Source organism: Microbacterium sp., assembly GCF_031180975.1.
Taxonomy (GTDB): domain Bacteria; phylum Actinomycetota; class Actinomycetes; order Actinomycetales; family Microbacteriaceae; genus Microbacterium.
Genome location: NZ_JAPSLI010000011.1, coordinates 86893 through 102190, shown reverse-complemented (window position 1 = coordinate 102190; position 15298 = coordinate 86893). Strand labels below are relative to the sequence as shown.

Sequence of the window (15298 nt, the reverse complement as noted above, 5' to 3'; positions counted from 1 at the left end):
CACTCTCACGAAGGGGCTCAGCCCCAGCAGTTCTCCGCGCCCCAGGCGGTGTCCTTCGACTCCACGCCGTCCACCGGCTTGTCGGTGATGAGCACCGACCCGGTGTCGTTGAACCCCGACTTCGGTTTGGTGCCGTCCTTGGCGTAGGCGACAACCGCCTCGACGCCCTGCTCGGCCATCTTGGTCGGGAACTGCATCACCGTCGCGCCGATGATGCCCTTCTTGACGTTCTCGACGCCCGTGCAGGAACCGTCGATGGAACCGATAACGATCTGGTCCTCGAGACCGGCCGCGAGGATGGCGGCGTAGCCGCCCGCCGCCGCCGGCTCGTTGATGGTGTACACAGCGTTCGCCTCGGGGGCGCGCTGCAGGAGGTTCTCCATCGCAGTCTGGGCCTTGGTCTGGTCGCCGTTGGTGTTCTCCATGCCGAGGATTTCAGGGGAGTCCTCTTCGAGGCCCATGCCCTCGAGGAAGCCGTCGTGACGGAAGGTGTCCACCGTGCCGCCCGGGGTCCCGTCCAGCATGAGCACCTTCGGCTCGGTGTCGCCGAGCGTGGCCTTCACCCACGAGCCCTGCGCGACGCCGGCGGCGAAGTTGTCGGTCGCGAAGGTCGCGTCGACGGCATCCTCGGGGTCGGTCGCCGTGTCGAGCGCGATGACGATGACGCCCTGATCGCGGGCGTTCTTGATAGCCGCCAGGATGCCGGAGGACGAGTTCGGGGTGATGAGGATGCCCTGGACGCCCTGGCTCACCAGGTTCTCGATCGCGGCGACCTGGCCTTCGTTGTCGCCGTCGAAGGCGCCCGCGAGGGCGATCAGTTCGGCACCGTTCTCGTCGGCCGCCTCCTGTGCGGCCTCACGCATCTTCACGAAGAACGGGTTGGAGTCGGTCTTGGTGATGAGGCCGATCTTCACCTCGGCATCGGATCCGCCGCCACCGTCGCCGGAGCCTCCACCGGACGTGGATGAACTGCACGCGGTGGTGCCGAGCAGCATGACGGATGCGGCGAAGGCTGCTGCAGTGACGAGCAGGCGCTTCGGAATGGTGCGCTTCATGAGAACTCCTTCGATCTCGCACGGGGGACCTCGGTGTCCCCGCCACACACCATACGGCCACGAAAGCGCTTGCGCAAGCGCTTTCGTGGCGGTGATGCAGCTGTTATCGTGAGCGAGGCGCGGGATGCGCAGGGTGCGCAGGAGAAGTGCGCGGGGAGAAGGAGGGCCGTCGTGGTGACGATGGTGGACGTGGCGCAGCGTGCCGGCGTCTCTTTGAGCACCGTCTCGCACGTCCTCAACGACACCCGGCGGGTGAACCCTGAGACACGTCAGCGCGTCGAGGATGCCGTCGCCGCTCTCGGATATCGACGCAACTCGGTCGCGCGCACCCTCGCCGGAGGCAGTTCGCACACCATCGGGTTGGCGATCTCCGGGCTCACCAATCCCTACTTCGGTCCGCTGCTGCACGCGATCGAGCGCCGGGTGTCGGCGGCGGATCACGTTCTGGTGCTCGGCGACACCCACGACGAGCCCGAGATGGAGGTGCGTGTCATCGAGTCGCTGCTCGAACGGCGCGTCGACGGCCTGATCGTGGCGCCCTCTGCCGGATTCCTCCCGACAGCCGAGCGGATCGCCGCGACCGGTACGCCCCTCGTCCTCATCGACCGCAGCATGGATCTCGACTGCGACCAGGTCATCCCGGAGAACACCGAGTCGGTCCGCCGACTCGCCTCCCACCTCATCGAGCACGGTCATCGCCGGATCGCCGCGGTGGTCGGCCTCCCCGGGCTGGACTCCTCCGCCGATCGTGAGAAGGGCTTCCGCGCGGCGCTCGCCGCCCACGGCATCCCGGTGGACGAGCGGCTCGTCGTGGGCGGCGAGTCGAACTCGGAGACCTCCGCTCTGCGCGTCGCGGAGCTGATGAAGGATCCCGACCCGCCCACTGCGCTGGTCACCTTGAACAACGCGATGACCATCGGCGCTCTTCGCGCGGTGAAGGATGCCGGCCGCAGCATCCCGGGTGACGTCGCCGTGGCTGCCTACGACGACTTCGAGTGGAGCGACCTCTTCGAACCCGGGCTGACGGCGATGGCGCAGGACGTAGCACGCATGGGGCGCGAGGCCGTCGATTTGCTGATGAGCCGCATCGGCGGGTCGACCGAGCCGCACGAGCGCCGCGTGATCGAGACCACCTTCCACCGCCGCACGTCGTGCGGCTGCCCGCCCACACCCTGAGAGGACTGATCTGTGCCGATCGCCACCCCCGAGCAGTACGTCGCCATGATCGACAACGCGAAGTCCCGCGGGTTCGCGCTGCCCGCGATCAACGTGACCAGCTCGCAGACGCTCAACGCCGCGTTGCAGGGCTTCGCCGATGCGGAGAGCGACGGCATCATCCAGGTGTCCCTCGGCACGGCGCTGTACCTCTCCGGTGCGCGTGTGCAGAACAGGGCGACCGGGTCGAAGGCGCTCGCCCTTTACGCCCGCGAGGTCGCCAAGGACTACGGCGTGACCGTCGCGCTGCACACCGACCACTGCCCGATGGAGAACCTGGACGACTGGGTGCGCCCGCTGCTGGCGGACTCCATCGAGCGCGTCGAGCGCGGAGAGGAACCGCTCTTCCAGTCACACATGTGGGACGGGTCCGCCGTCGCCCTCGATGAGAACTTGCGCGTCGCCCAGGAGCTGCTGGAACTGAGTGGCCGCGCCCGCACGCTGCTCGAGGTCGAGATCGGAGTCGTCGGCGGCGAGGAGGACGGCATCTCGCACGAGATCAACGACGATCTGTACTCCACCGTCGAGGACGCCCGCGCCACGGTGCAGGCGCTCGGCGCAGGGGAGCGCGGCCGCTACCTGACCGCGCTCACGTTCGGGAACGTGCACGGCGTCTACAACCCGGCGTCCGTGCATCTGCGGCCGGAGATCCTCGGCGACATCCAGCAGGCGATCGGCGCCGAGATCGGGCGGGACCGCCCGTTCGACCTCGTGTTCCACGGCGGATCCGGGTCGTCGACGGAGGACATCGCCGCGGCGGTGGCGCACGGCGTCGTCAAGATGAACATCGATACCGACACGCAGTACGCCTTCACGAGTTCGATCGCCGGGCACATGATGTCGAACTGGAACCGGGTGCTCAAGGTCGACGGTGGTTACGGCGACAAGAAGGCGTACGACCCACGCTCCTGGGGGAAGCCGGCCGAGTCTGCGATGGCGGCGCGAGTCGTCGAGGCCGCGGAGCAGCTCGGCTCGGCGGGTAACGCACTGCGCTGAGCGCCACCGCTTCCGCGCCGCGTGACGCAGGGTTGTTCACAACTCAGGAACGAAGCCGCGTGGCGACGATCACATCGCCGCCTGCGCGCCCGAACCCGGCCGGTTCTCCTGAGTTGTGAACGCCGACCGGCGAGACGTGCTCAGCGCTCGCCGGCGAGCTCGCCGTGGATGCGGCGAAGGTCCTCCATGAGCGATCCGATCAGCACCCAGTGCTCGGATGCCGGGCGGCGCACCACCAGGGGAGTCGTCAGCGCCGGGATCGCCGACGTCGCCGGCTCGTCCGCCGCATCCGACTGCTGCACGGCCAGCCGCACGTCGTGCCCCGCCCTCCGCAGCTGCTCGGCGATGGCCCGCACCGTCGGATCGTCGGCCAGGGCGTCGTCGTAATGGTCGAAGTAGGCCCTCGTCATGCCGATCACCTGTGTGACGACGGGAGAGAGCCGGTCGAGCAGCGCTCGCATGGCGACGAGGTCGTCGCGGTGCCGAGACCCGCGCGGGTTCAGCGCCAGAGACTCCTCGGCCGTCGTGAGGGACATGTCAGCGGCGCCCCGCATCGGCCGCAGCAGCCGCACCTGTACCATCAGCGCCTCCAGATCGGCGCGGGTCCGCACCGACGGGAGGGCGTCGGCCAGACGCTCCAGGCTGGCGGCCACCTCGCGCCCGAGCAGACCGAGGTCACGCCGCGCAGGCGCGGTGTGCACGGGCGGCACCACCAGCACGTTGACGACGAACCCGATCGCGGCGCCGATCAGCGTCTCCAGGATGCGATCGACCGCGTACCCGGGACTCGACGAGCCCAGCGCCAGCACGAGCATGGCCGAGATCGCGACCTGATTGCCCGTACCGGGCGAAGCGCGCGAGGCCCAGGCGACCAGCATGGCGACCACGATCGCGGCCAGCACCACCCAGCTCTGCGGCCCGAGCACGAGGCTCAGCAGCACGGCGATCGCGACGCCGGCGATTACGCCGACGCTGCGCTCGAGCGCCTTCGACAGCGACTGGTTGACGCTCGGCTGCACCACGAGCAGCGCGGCGATCGCCGCGAACACCGGCAGCGGGCCAGGGATCAGCCACCCGGCGATGAGCCACGCCGCGATGGTCGCGGCCGCCGACTTGAGCACCTGCAGCAGTGGTGCTCGCCGGGATGACCGGATCGCCGCGGGGATGCGCATGCCCCCAACGCTAGCGGGGCGGGCATCTCGCCGGTCGAGTGGATGCCGTGCTCACCCGTGCCGGCTCAGGCCGTCGCGGCGCGCAGCGCGATCTCGATCATCTCCCCGAACGTCTGCTCGCGCTCCAATGCCGTGGTCTCCTCGTGCGTCACCAGGTGGTCCGACACGGTGCAGATGCTGAGCGCCCGGCGCTGCCGGTACGCGGCGAGGGTGTACAGGGCGCTGGTCTCCATCTCCACGGCGAGCGCGCCGTGCTGTACGAGCGGCTCGGTGAGCTCGGTCCGGGTGCTGTAGAACTGGTCGCTGGAGAACAGCAGCCCGACGTGCACCGCACTGTCCAGCTGCATCCCCTCCGCCGCTTCGACCGCCGCGCGCAGCAGTCCGAAGTCCGCCACCGGTGCGTAGTCCTGGCCGTGGAAGCGCACCCGGTTGATCCCCGAGTCGGTGCACGCGCCGTTCGCGATGATGATGTCGCGCATGCCGACCCGCTCTGTCAGCGCACCGCACGAGCCGACCCGCACGATCGTCTGCACGTCGTAGGAGTCGAACAGTTCGTTGGCGTAGATCGACATCGACGGCTGCCCCATGCCCGAGCCCTGCGCCGACACATGGTGGCCGTTCCAGGTGCCGGTGAAGCCCAGCATCCCGCGGACTTCGCTGTAGCACACGGCATCCTCGAGGAAGTTCTCGGCGATCCACCTCGCCCGGCGAGGGTCCCCCGGGAACAGGACGATGGGGGCGATCTCCCCGGGGGCTGCGGCGATGTGAGTGCTCATCCGTTCAGGGTAGACCGGTGATCCCCGCACGCCGGGTCGGCGGGTCATGCTTCGATGAACGGGTGGTTCACGACACGCGCACGATCGACCCGGTGCCCCCGGCCGGGCCCGGCCAGCGGCGAGCGCTGCGCGAGCTGGTGCGCACGATGTGGGCCACGGTGGCGTGCTTCGTCCTGGGCGCGGCCGCCGGCACCGTCGTGCTGTGGGGCGCCGATCGTCCGTTCAGCGGCGACGGCTAGGTGATCATCCCGGTGGCGCTGGTGGCGGCGGTGATCGCCGGCGGCGCGTTCGCGGTCAGCTCGGTCGTGCACCGTGCGGACGAGACGGCGGGCATGCCGCCCTGGCAGGCGATCGTCTCGCACGTCAGCGCGGTCGCGGTCGGCATCGCTGTCGCCGGCGTCACCGCGCTGGGTGTGCTGCTCGCCGGCGAGGTGCTGGCCACCGGCCTACAAGGGCTCACGCTCCCCGCACCGGGGGGCGGTGCGTTCACCGGAGTCGCCGCCGCGGTCGGCGGACGGCTGGCGTTCCGTTCCGGCATCCGGCTGAGCACCGCCGATCTCGCCGCGCTGCTGTTCTCGTTCCTCGTGATCGGCACGCTGTTCGCGATGATCACCGCGACCGACCCGACGTGGTGGGAACGCAGCTTCTCACAGCTGGGCATCGGAATCGGCGGCTGGGCCTTCAACGGCACGGTGGTCATCGCCGGTCTGCTGATCGCCACCTGCGGCTCGTACCTCGGCCGCGACCTGCATCGGATGCTGGGGGACGACGCCCTGCCCGCGATCGCCTCCGTCGTGCTCACCTGGGCCGGTGCGGGCGCCGCGCTCGCGGCGGTCGGGATGCTGCCGCTCGACACGGCCCGGATCCCGCACGCCATCGCGGCGTTCAGCGCGCTCGGTCTGCTGCTCGCCGCAGTCGTCCTGACGACCGTGGTCGTGGGGGCGCGACCGGTGCTGCGCGTCCTGACGATCGCCCTCGTCGTGCTCGTCGCCGCCGGACTCGTGCTCACCTTCGGCTTTCGGATGCTGTCGGTGGCCGCACTGGAGGGGATCGTGGTCGCTCTCGTGCTGCTGTGGCTCTCGACCCTCGTGCAACTGCTCGCGATCCTCGCTCCGGACGTGCCACGGCCCTCGGCACGGCGCTCGCCGTTGCGCGCCTGACCGCTGCGCGCGAACCGGCGCGCAGCGGTCAGCACCGAATCGCGCGGCTCAGGACGTGCGCGGGAACAGGTTCCGGATGGCGCGCCGCAGGACGCCGCGCCCGCGCGGCGGGATGTGGAAGTCCGGGTCGACGCTGACACTGGGGAACAGGACTGTGCTCGGGCTCGCCACCGCGGCCTCGTCGCTGCGGTCGATCTGATCGGCCATGGGACAACCTCCCGTCCTTGGGATGAGTTTCATACTGCGGAATGAACGTTCCGTATATCGATAAGGTAGCGCGGATTCGCCGATCCGGTCAAGGATCTTCTGCGGTTCAGCCCTCTCGGCGGCGGACGATCTCGGCGATCCACAGCGGCGCGAACGGCGAGGTGCAGCCCGGCGGCACGGGGTAGTCGGCGAGCACCTGCAGCCGTTCGCCGATCGCGACGGCGCGCTCCCGAAGCGCCGGATGATGGATGCCGAGGTTCGCGAGCGTCTCGTTCATGGCCCACTGCAGTCGGGGATCGGCATCCCTCAACTCCGCCTCGATCCGGTCGAGGAGGTCGTCGAGGTCGAGTCCGTCGGGCTTCTTCACGACGCGGTCGGTGGTGAGCGCCCAGGCGGCGGCGCGCACGTCGGCATCCGCGTCGTCGAACCAGCGCACCCGCAGCTGCTCGGCGAGCGGCGACTTCTTCGCGATGTAATTCACGAACCAGTCGTGCGCCTTGGCGCTGCGCGTCGAGCGCAGCATGGCGTCGAGCTCGTCGGCATCCGCTTCCCGCGGCCGCATGATGAGCAGGGCCAGCAGCTGCCCGGCCACGTCGCCGGAGTCCCACAGTTCGCGGGCGAGGGGCGCGTCCATGCCGATCCGCTTCGCGAGGGTTCGCAGCTTCGACAGGTTGACGCCGTGGGCGTCGCCGTGCCGCTCGTTCACGGCACGCGCCTTGGGATCCTCGAGGGCGGCGAGTTCGGCGAGCGCGTCGGAGGCGGTGAGCGTCGACATGACCCCAGGCTACGCGGAGCGCCACTGGTGCGGGGCGGCCCTGTTCGGCATCATGTCTCTCGACCGCATGCGGTGACCTGCACCGCAGGGAGGGGCGACCATGTCCGATCAGATCTTCACCTACGCCGCCCTGGCGCTGTACTTCGCGGGGATGCTGCTCATCGGCTACATCGCGTTCCGGCGCACCGACGACCATGAGGACTACATGCTCGGCGGTCGCAACCTTCCGCCGTGGGTCGCCGCGATCAGCGCCGGCGCCGCGGACATGTCGGGCTGGCTCGTGATGGGACTGCCCGGCGCGATCTACGTCAGCGGCCTGATCGAGGCGTGGATCGCGATCGGCCTCACCATCGGCGCGTACCTGAACTGGCTGCTCGTCGCCCCGCGGCTGCGCGCCTACACGCAGGTGTCGCGCAACTCGATCACGGTGCCGAGCTTCTTCGAAAACCGACTCCGCGACTCCAGCCGCACGCTGCGGGTGCTGGCAGGCCTGATCATCCTGGTGTTCTTCACGCTGTACATCTCGTCCGGCATGGTCGCCGCCGGCGTCTTCTTCGAGAGCTCGTTCAACGGCGACTACCTGTTCGGGATGCTGCTGGTGGGTGGCATCACGCTGCTCTACACGCTGTTCGGCGGTTTCCTCGGGGCATCGTTCACCGACGTCGTGCAGGGACTGATGATGGTGATCGCGCTGATCGTCGTCCCGGTCGCCGCGGTGATCGCGATCGGCGGCCTGGGGGAGACGGGCGGCCTGATCGCCGAGAACGCCGGTGCGGGGCACCTCGCGCTGCTCGGCGGCGAGGCCGTCACCGGCGCCACGATGCTCGCGATCGTCTCGGCGCTCGCCTGGGGCCTCGGCTACTTCGGTCAGCCGCACATCATCGTGCGGTTCATGGCGTTGCGCACGCCGCAGGAGGCCAAGAGCGCTCGCCGCATCGGCATCTCCTGGATGGTGATCTCCATGGGCGGGGCGGTGCTGTCCGGCCTGGTCGGCATCGCGTACATGGCGCAGCAGGGCATCGACCTCGACAACGCCGAGACAGTGGTGCTCGTGATGTCGCAGACGCTGCTGCCCCCGTTCGTCGCCGGTCTCATCCTGGCGGCCGTGCTCGCGGCGATCATGAGCACGATCTCCAGTCAGTTGGTGGTGTGCTCGTCGGCGCTCGTCGAGGACCTGTACAAGGTGGTGAAGAAGGACCCGCCGTCGCAGAAGCGGCTCGTCCTGCTCGGGCGCATGGCGGTGCTGGCCGTGGCGATCGTGGCCATCGTGCTCGCCATCACCCCGAACGACACCATCCTCGGGCTCGTGTCGTTCGCGTGGGCCGGTTTCGGAGCTGCATTCGGCCCGATCATCCTGCTCAGCCTGTTCTGGCGGAAGCTCACCACCTGGGGCGCCCTGACCGGCATGTTCGTGGGCGCCGCGACGGTCTTCATCTGGAAGGCGCTCAACACCGGCCTGTACGAGCTGCTGCCCGCATTCGTGCTCGCCACGGTCGCCGCCGTGCTGGTCAGCCTGGTGACCTATCGGCACAACGAGGAGATCCAGCAGGAGTTCACCGACACCGGCACCATGCTCGCGGTGCGACCCCGCGCCGACAACTGAGGCGGTCCGCTCGAAGAATAGGGAATCCTCCCGATGCCCACCCGCCCCCTCAGAGAGGAACGTGGGACGCGTCGAAAGAGGAGATCCCATGTACGAGCACCCCTACCTCATCCACCGGGTCAACGTCCTGGATGCCGAGCGCCTCGAGACCGAACTGGAGCGCCGCCGCCTGATGCTCGAGCAGCCCGACCGCTTCGTGCCCCGCGAGCGGTGGACGGTGCGGATCGGCCGGCTGCTGCACCGCCGGGAGGGACGAACGGATGCCGTCGCGCCGGCGACCTCGCCCCGCGAGCGGCGCACTGAGGCCGCCGACGCGTGCGTGGCGTGCGCGCCGGCATGATCGCACCCGCGCCCGATCGCGCTTTCATCGCCCGGATCGGCGCCGATGTCGGCGGCCGGTGGGACGATGAGAGCATGTCGCTCATCGCCCAGACCGCCGACATGGTGGGCCGTGACGCCGAGCTGAGTCTGCTCGGCGACGCGCTGCGGCGTGCGGCCGCTGGCGAGACGGCATCCGTGCTCGTCGCAGGCGAAGCCGGTATCGGCAAGACGCGCCTGCTGCGCGAGTTCCGTACCGTCGCGGAGCGATCGGCGGCGGTGTTCACCGGCTGGTGCGTGGATTACGGGGCGACGCCCGCGCCGTACGCTCCGCTGCCGTCGATCCTGCGCGGCGTGCTCACGGCGCTGGGCGACGACGGGGCCGAGGCCGCCGGACCGGCGCGGGCTGCCCTCCGCCTGCTGATCCCAGAGCTCGGCCCCGCCGACCGCGCCGCCGTGAGCCCGGATGCCCTTCGGGAGGCCATCGCCAACCTGCTGGAGGCGGCCGCCGAACGGCGCCCAGTGGTCGTGCTCGTCGAGGACCTGCACTGGGCCGACGACGCGACGCTGGCCATGCTGTCGTTCCTGCTGAGGGCGCTGTCCGGACATCGGGTGCTGTTCGTCCTCACCTGCCGGGTCGACGAGGTGCGCCGGGGCGGCGGGGTGCGCGCGTTCCTCGTCGAGGCGGAGCGGGCGCGACTGCTGGAGCGGGTGACGCTGCGCCGGCTCGACCCCGTCGCCGTGCGCGCCATGGTGGAGGCGCTGAACGGGCCGACCGACGACACCGGCTTCGCCCGGCTTCTGGAGCGGTCCGAGGGTGTGCCGTTCTTCATCGAGGAGCTGTCCTGCAACGCTCTCGGGCCGTTGCCGGAGTCGCTGCGCGACCTGCTGCTCGCGCGCTTCGACCGGCTCGGCGAGGACGCCAAACGCGTGGTGCGCACGGTCTCAGGATCCGACGCGCCCGTGCCGCACGAACTGCTCGCCGGCGTGGCAGGGCTGCCCGACGAGCGCCTGGACGACGGCATCCGCGAGGCCGCCGCGGCGTCGATTCTCGCGGTCCGACCGGACGACTCGTATGGGTTCCGGCACGCGCTGCTGCGCGAGGCCGTGCACGACGACCTGCTGCCCGGTGAGCGGGCGCGCCTGCACCGCGCCTACGCCGAGGCCCTCGAGGCCGCGGCGACGGCCGACCCCGCGTCCTGCCTGGAGTCGGCGCTCGCCTACCACTGGCATCAGGCGCACGACGCACCCCGCGCGCTGTCGGCGGCGATCGCCGCGATGGAGCGCGCGAAGGCCAGCTACGCGTTCTCCACGGCCGCGCGGTTCGGCGAGCTCGCGCTGGAGCTGTGGGACCAGGTGCCGAGCGCCGCGGAGGCGGCGGGCGTCGACCGCGTGACGCTGCTGCTGCGGCTCGGGTCGATCCTGCGCAACGCCGGCGACGGCGAACGTTCGCTGGCCGTGGTCGATCTCGCCCTCGCCGAGGTCGAGCCCAAGACGGTCGAGCCGCGCCTGCACGCCCGGCTGCTGCGCGACAAGGCGCTGTATCTGCAGAACCTCGGGCGCCCGGGCTCCGCCGAACTGCTCTGCCAGGCGCTCGATCGCATGGACGGCGTCGACGACGACCGGCTCCGCGCCACACTGCTGAACCTGCTCGGCGGGCGGAGAATGGTCGCCGCGCAGCTTGAGGAGGCGATCGCCACGGCCGACGAGGCCTACCGGATCGCCGAACGGATCGGCGACGACGCGCAGATGTCGGTGGCGGCGAACACGCGCGGCAGCGCCCGCGTGCACCTCGGCGATGTCGAGGGCGGGCTGACGGACTTCCGGCTGGCGTGGGAGCGCGCCGCCGACGACACCGCCCGGCTGCGATACCACGTGAACTACTCCGACATCCTCCACCACCTCGGCCGGCACCGGGAGGCGGTGCGCATTGCCGAGGAGGGCATCGCGCACGCCCGCACGCTCGGCGTGGAGCGCACCAGCGGCTCGCTGCTCACGCAGAACCTCGCTGAGCCGCTGCTGCAGCTGGGCGAGGTGGACCGCGCTGAGGAGCTGCTGGCCAAGGACCTCACCTTCCGCACCCACCGCATCTTCCGGGTGTACACGATGGCGACCCGCATCCGGCTGCTCGCCTGGCGCGGCCGACTCGACGAGGCGAGGGGCCTGCTCGACGAGTGGCGTCCGACCATGCTCGGCATCGCGCCCCTCGAGCGGCAGGTCGAGTACTCGCTGATCGCCACGGAACTGACGCTGCGGCTGAACGCGGGCGACGCCCACGGTGCGGCGGAGATCGTGCGCGGCCTGGTGCAGCGCGGCGGTCCGCTGCACGCACAGGGGCCCCGGCTGCTGCTCGAGTCGGCGTGGGCGGTCGCGGCGCTCCGGGCCGCCTCCTCCATCGCAGCGGGTGCCGAGACCGAAGCGGATGCCGGTGAGCTGGCCGCCGGGATCGCCGCGCTCTGGGCATCCACGCCGCCCGGCCAGCGTCCTGACGGGTGGGGCGTCCTGCTCACCGCTCTGCTCGACGGGGAGGTCGACGCGCTGCGCACCGCCGTCCCGGTGGCGGACGCCGACGACATGCCGGCCGCGTACCGGGTCGTGGTGCGGCTCGAGCTCGCCCGCCGGCTGGTGCGCGGCGACCGCGCCGGTCGCGCCGAGGCGGCATCCGTCCTCGCCGACGCCGCCCTGATCGCCGCGCAGATCGGCCACGTACGGCTCGCGCAGGACGTGGACGCCCTCGCCACGGCATCCGGCGTGCGAGCGGAGCAGCACCCGAGCGGCGTGAACGAACTGACCGCCCGAGAGGCTCAGGTGCTCGAGCTGCTCGCAGAGGGACTCAGCAACCGGCAGATCTCGGAGCGGCTGTTCATCAGCGTCAAGACGGTGAGCGTGCACGTGTCGGCGATCCTCCGCAAGCTGGGTGCGTCGAGCCGCAGCGAAGCAGCGGCGCGGCACAGGGCGAGGGCGCTCGTGCAGTCCTGAAGGAGATCGACCGGAACGAAGGAGCATCCGCGGGTCTGCGGTCCTTCATTCGCGTCGATCTCCTTCGCGTCGGACGGTCGCGCCGTCGGCGGCGCCGACAGCAGCAGGGTCAGGACGCCTCGGCGCGCCCCTGCCGCCAATACCCCATGAACGCCACCGACCGGCGGTCGATGCCCAGGTCGCGCACCAGATGGCGGCGGAGCGCCGTGATCGTGCCCGCCTCGCCGGCCAGCCACGCGTACTCGCTGCCCTCCACGGCATCCGGCACCTCCCACAGGATGTCGTCGCCGGCCGCCTCGTCGTCGATCGCGTCGGCGACGGATGCCGCACCCGCGCGCTCCCGGCCCCACGCGTGCACGGCGGCGCTGAGCCGCACCCCGTGCGCGGTGCCGCCGCGGGGCAGCCAGGTGACCCGCACGCCCTCCGGCGCCCGCAGCGGCAGGGCGTCGGCGGCGCTGGGCACCTCGATGCACACCTCGCCCGTGACGTCGTCGCCCAGCGCCTCCACGATCGAGCAGATCGCGGGCGCCGCGGTCTCGTCCCCGGCGATCAGCACCGACGTCGCCGATCCCGGATTCCACTCGATGCCGCCGCACGGCTCCTCCGAGCGGGCGTTCGGGCCGACCACGCAGAGCGGGTCGCCGACGCGAGCCTGCGTCGCCCAGGCGGATGCCGGTCCCTCGGTGCCGTGCAGCACGAAGTCCACGTCGATCTCACACGCCTCCGGGCGGGGGTCGCGGATCGTGTACGTGCGGATCGGGTTGCGCAGCTCGTCGGGCAGCTCCCGCCACCGCCGGTACCACTCGGCCATGCTCTGCGACTCGTCGAACTGACCCACGTCGGTGACCGAGCCGTCGGCCAACGGGATGATCAGCTTGATGCGCTGGTCGAGGCCGTCGGTGCCGAAGTCCGCGAGGTCGTCGCCGCTGAGCGTGATGCGGGTGAAGTGCGGCGACAGTGGCGTGACGCGTGCGACGGTCGTGCGGAAGGTGCGATAGGGGTGGTGGATCACTCGTACATCATAGGTTAGGCTCTCCTAACGTGACCCCCACCGACCTGCACACGCGCCCCGTCGGCGAGCGGCACGGCCGTCCGGCCGGCGAGCTGCACGGCGACGCCCTCGCCCTCAGCTACGGCCGCACCCGCGTGGTGCACGACGTGTCGCTGCACCTGCGCCCGGGCGTCGTCACCGCACTGATCGGCCCGAACGGCAGCGGCAAGTCCACGGCGCTGCGCGCACTGGCGCGGCTGCACCGCATCGACGCCGGCACCGTCCGCGTCGACGGCGCCGAGGGCCCGCGTGACGCAGCCTCGCTGTCGGCGAAGGCGTTCTCCCGCACGGTTGCGATGCTGTCGCAGTCGCGCCCGCACCCGTCCGGTCTCGAGGTGCGCGACGTGGTCGCCTACGGCCGGCATCCGCATCGCGGGCGGTTCTCGAGCATGACCGACGCCGACCGCCGCGCGATCGACGAGGCGCTGTCGCTCACCGGCCTCGCGCAGATGGAGCACCGACCCGTCGACGAGCTGTCCGGCGGCGAACTGCAGCGCGTGTGGCTGGCCACGGCGCTGGCGCAGAGCACCGGCATCCTGCTGCTCGACGAGCCGACCAACCATCTCGACCTGCGCTACCAGATCGAGACGCTCGACCTGGTGTGCGACCTCGCCGACCGCGGCACGGCCGTGGGCGTCGTGCTGCACGACCTCGATCACGCGGCATCCGTCGCCGACGAGATCGTGCTGATGCACGCCGGGCGCGTCCGGGCGGCCGGAACGCCGGCGGAGGTGCTCACCTCCGAGAACCTCACCGAGGTGTACGGGCTGCGCATCGACACCACCGTGGACGCCGCGACAGGGCGCGTCCACGTCGCCCCGCGGGGTCGCCACCACGACCGGGTGCGCCCGCTGCTCGAGGCCGTGCCCGCCTGACCCGTTCCCCTCATCACCACCCCGGCGATACCCGTCCCCTCACCCTGGAGCATCCATGAACAAGCCCTTCGCCGCGCTCGCCGCCCTCGGCGCGCTCACCCTCGCCCTGACCGCCTGCGGCACCACGCAGACCGGAACGAAGGCCGCCGCCGACACGAACAGCACCAGCGCGACCGGCATCGGCTGCGCCGACGACACGACGAAGACCTCGACCGGTCCGGTCGAGCTGACCGACGCGTTCGGCCGCACCGTCACCCTCGACGAGCCCGCATCGAAGGTGGCCGTGCTGGAGTGGCAGCAGATCGAGGACGTGCTGTCGCTGTGCCTCACCCCGGTCGCCGTCGCGGATGCCGAGGGCTACCGCACCTGGGACACCGCCGAGGAGCTGCCGGAGGACGTGAAGGACGTCGGCACCCGACAGGAGCCCAACCTCGACGCGCTGTTCGCCACCGAGCCCGACCTCGTCATCGTCGAGGCGTACACGCGTGACGACGCGATCATCGGCCAGCTGGAGAAGTACGGCGTGCCCGTGCTCGCCACCCTCGGCGCCGACGCGAAGGACCCGATCGCGCAGATGCTCGGCACCTTCGACCTCATCGCGCAGGCGACCGGCCGCGAGGAGCGCGCCGAGATCGTCAAGGACGAGTTCGAGCAGCACCTCGCCGACGCCAAGAAGAAGGTCGCGGATGCCGACCCCGAGGTGTCGGAGTTCGTGTTCTTCGACGGCTGGGTCGACGGCGGCAACGTCTCGCTGCGCCCGTTCGGCCAGGGCTCGCTCGTCGGCGAGCTGGGCGAGGAGCTCGGCCTCACCAACGCCTGGACCGGTGAAGTGGACCCGGCCTACGGCCTGGGCCAGACCGACATCGAGGGCATGACCACCGTCGGCGACGCGAACCTGCTGTACAGCGGCACCACCGACCCCGACTCGGAGAGCTTCATCGACGCCGCCGGGAAGAACCCGGCGTGGGCGTCGATCCCGGCCGTGAAGGAGGACCGCACCTATGCGTTCCCCGGCGGCATCTGGACGTTCGGCGGCCCGCGCTCGGCCGAGCAGATCATCGACGCGTACGTCGACATCATCACCAAGTGACGCCGAGTGCGCGGGGGAGCGGGGAC

Annotated in this window: 15 protein-coding genes; 9 read left to right on the top strand and 6 right to left on the bottom strand. The window is 70.8% G+C overall.

Going from position 1 to position 15298, the window contains the following annotated elements:
- Nucleotides 1-17 precede the first annotated feature (17 nt).
- Complete coding sequence (locus RIF65_RS14135; RefSeq protein ID WP_309064867.1) at nucleotides 18-1055, bottom strand: substrate-binding domain-containing protein; 1038 nt, start codon at nucleotides 1053-1055, stop codon at nucleotides 18-20.
- 180 nt (nucleotides 1056-1235) lie between these two features.
- On the opposite strand from RIF65_RS14135, the gene RIF65_RS14130 reads away from it, so the two are divergent.
- Together RIF65_RS14130 and fbaA are read left to right on the top strand one after the other, a co-directional pair.
- Nucleotides 1236-2231, top strand: coding sequence for a LacI family DNA-binding transcriptional regulator (locus RIF65_RS14130; protein WP_309065027.1), 996 nt, complete (start codon nucleotides 1236-1238; stop codon nucleotides 2229-2231).
- A gap of 12 nt (nucleotides 2232-2243) precedes the next feature.
- Nucleotides 2244-3266, top strand: a complete 1023-nt coding sequence (gene fbaA / locus RIF65_RS14125; protein ID WP_309064866.1) for a class II fructose-bisphosphate aldolase — start codon at nucleotides 2244-2246, stop codon at nucleotides 3264-3266.
- 140 nt (nucleotides 3267-3406) lie between these two features.
- On the opposite strand, the gene RIF65_RS14120 is transcribed toward fbaA, so the two are convergent.
- Both RIF65_RS14120 and deoD read right to left on the bottom strand, forming a co-directional pair.
- Nucleotides 3407-4438 carry an FUSC family protein gene (locus tag RIF65_RS14120; protein WP_309064865.1) on the bottom strand — a complete coding sequence of 344 codons (1032 nt, stop codon included), beginning with the start codon at nucleotides 4436-4438 and terminating at the stop codon, nucleotides 3407-3409.
- 65 nt (nucleotides 4439-4503) lie between these two features.
- Nucleotides 4504-5214 carry a purine-nucleoside phosphorylase gene (gene deoD, locus RIF65_RS14115; RefSeq protein WP_309064864.1) on the bottom strand — a complete coding sequence of 237 codons (711 nt, stop codon included), beginning with the start codon at nucleotides 5212-5214 and terminating at the stop codon, nucleotides 4504-4506.
- A gap of 62 nt (nucleotides 5215-5276) precedes the next feature.
- On the opposite strand from deoD, the gene RIF65_RS14110 reads away from it, so the two are divergent.
- Both RIF65_RS14110 and RIF65_RS14105 read left to right on the top strand, forming a co-directional pair.
- Nucleotides 5277-5453, top strand: a complete 177-nt coding sequence (locus tag RIF65_RS14110) for a hypothetical protein (protein ID WP_309064863.1) — start codon at nucleotides 5277-5279, stop codon at nucleotides 5451-5453.
- Nucleotides 5454-6374 carry a DUF998 domain-containing protein gene (locus tag RIF65_RS14105; protein WP_309064862.1) on the top strand — a complete coding sequence of 307 codons (921 nt, stop codon included), beginning with the start codon at nucleotides 5454-5456 and terminating at the stop codon, nucleotides 6372-6374.
- A gap of 48 nt (nucleotides 6375-6422) precedes the next feature.
- Here the strand turns inward: RIF65_RS14105 and RIF65_RS14100 are convergent, their stop codons facing one another.
- A complete protein-coding gene (locus RIF65_RS14100) occupies nucleotides 6423-6581 on the bottom strand; it encodes a hypothetical protein (RefSeq protein WP_309064861.1) in 159 nt (52 codons plus the stop codon).
- Nucleotides 6582-6687: 106 nt separating this feature from the next.
- On the bottom strand, nucleotides 6688-7356 hold the full coding sequence (locus RIF65_RS14095) for a DNA alkylation repair protein (RefSeq protein WP_309064860.1): 669 nt from the start codon (nucleotides 7354-7356) through the stop codon (nucleotides 6688-6690).
- A 100-nt stretch (nucleotides 7357-7456) separates the two neighbouring features.
- On the opposite strand from RIF65_RS14095, the gene putP reads away from it, so the two are divergent.
- From putP to RIF65_RS14080, 3 genes are all read left to right on the top strand, one after another.
- Nucleotides 7457-8959 carry a sodium/proline symporter PutP gene (gene putP / locus RIF65_RS14090; RefSeq protein ID WP_309064859.1) on the top strand — a complete coding sequence of 501 codons (1503 nt, stop codon included), beginning with the start codon at nucleotides 7457-7459 and terminating at the stop codon, nucleotides 8957-8959.
- A gap of 88 nt (nucleotides 8960-9047) precedes the next feature.
- The gene (locus RIF65_RS14085; RefSeq protein WP_309064858.1) at nucleotides 9048-9299 is read left to right on the top strand and encodes a hypothetical protein; all 252 of its coding nucleotides are present in this window, start codon (nucleotides 9048-9050) and stop codon (nucleotides 9297-9299) included.
- 74 nt (nucleotides 9300-9373) lie between these two features.
- The gene (locus RIF65_RS14080) at nucleotides 9374-12256 is read left to right on the top strand and encodes an ATP-binding protein (RefSeq protein ID WP_309064857.1); all 2883 of its coding nucleotides are present in this window, start codon (nucleotides 9374-9376) and stop codon (nucleotides 12254-12256) included.
- Nucleotides 12257-12365: 109 nt separating this feature from the next.
- On the opposite strand, the gene RIF65_RS14075 is transcribed toward RIF65_RS14080, so the two are convergent.
- Complete coding sequence (locus tag RIF65_RS14075; RefSeq protein ID WP_309064856.1) at nucleotides 12366-13268, bottom strand: siderophore-interacting protein; 903 nt, start codon at nucleotides 13266-13268, stop codon at nucleotides 12366-12368.
- 29 nt (nucleotides 13269-13297) lie between these two features.
- On the opposite strand from RIF65_RS14075, the gene RIF65_RS14070 reads away from it, so the two are divergent.
- Both RIF65_RS14070 and RIF65_RS14065 read left to right on the top strand, forming a co-directional pair.
- Nucleotides 13298-14182 (top strand): ABC transporter ATP-binding protein, encoded by an 885-nt coding sequence (locus RIF65_RS14070; protein WP_375142204.1) that lies wholly within the window; start codon nucleotides 13298-13300, stop codon nucleotides 14180-14182.
- A 55-nt stretch (nucleotides 14183-14237) separates the two neighbouring features.
- Entirely contained in the window at nucleotides 14238-15272 is a 1035-nt protein-coding gene (locus RIF65_RS14065) for an iron-siderophore ABC transporter substrate-binding protein (protein ID WP_309064855.1), read from the top strand.
- Nucleotides 15273-15298: the final 26 nt, after the last annotated feature.

What these genes read in the sequence shown, in the direction of transcription:
- RIF65_RS14135 (WP_309064867.1), bottom strand. Translation starts at nt 1,055, where the DNA reads ATGAAGCGCACCATTCCGAAGCGCCTGCTCGTCACTGCAGCAGCCTTC.
- RIF65_RS14130 (WP_309065027.1), top strand. Translation starts at nt 1,236, where the DNA reads ATGGTGGACGTGGCGCAGCGTGCCGGCGTCTCTTTGAGCACCGTCTCG.
- RIF65_RS14120 (WP_309064865.1), bottom strand. Translation starts at nt 4,438, where the DNA reads ATGCGCATCCCCGCGGCGATCCGGTCATCCCGGCGAGCACCACTGCTG.
- deoD (WP_309064864.1), bottom strand. Translation starts at nt 5,214, where the DNA reads ATGAGCACTCACATCGCCGCAGCCCCCGGGGAGATCGCCCCCATCGTC.
- RIF65_RS14100 (WP_309064861.1), bottom strand. Translation starts at nt 6,581, where the DNA reads ATGGCCGATCAGATCGACCGCAGCGACGAGGCCGCGGTGGCGAGCCCG.
- RIF65_RS14095 (WP_309064860.1), bottom strand. Translation starts at nt 7,356, where the DNA reads ATGTCGACGCTCACCGCCTCCGACGCGCTCGCCGAACTCGCCGCCCTC.
- putP (WP_309064859.1), top strand. Translation starts at nt 7,457, where the DNA reads ATGTCCGATCAGATCTTCACCTACGCCGCCCTGGCGCTGTACTTCGCG.
- RIF65_RS14085 (WP_309064858.1), top strand. Translation starts at nt 9,048, where the DNA reads ATGTACGAGCACCCCTACCTCATCCACCGGGTCAACGTCCTGGATGCC.
- RIF65_RS14080 (WP_309064857.1), top strand. Translation starts at nt 9,374, where the DNA reads ATGTCGCTCATCGCCCAGACCGCCGACATGGTGGGCCGTGACGCCGAG.
- RIF65_RS14065 (WP_309064855.1), top strand. Translation starts at nt 14,238, where the DNA reads ATGAACAAGCCCTTCGCCGCGCTCGCCGCCCTCGGCGCGCTCACCCTC.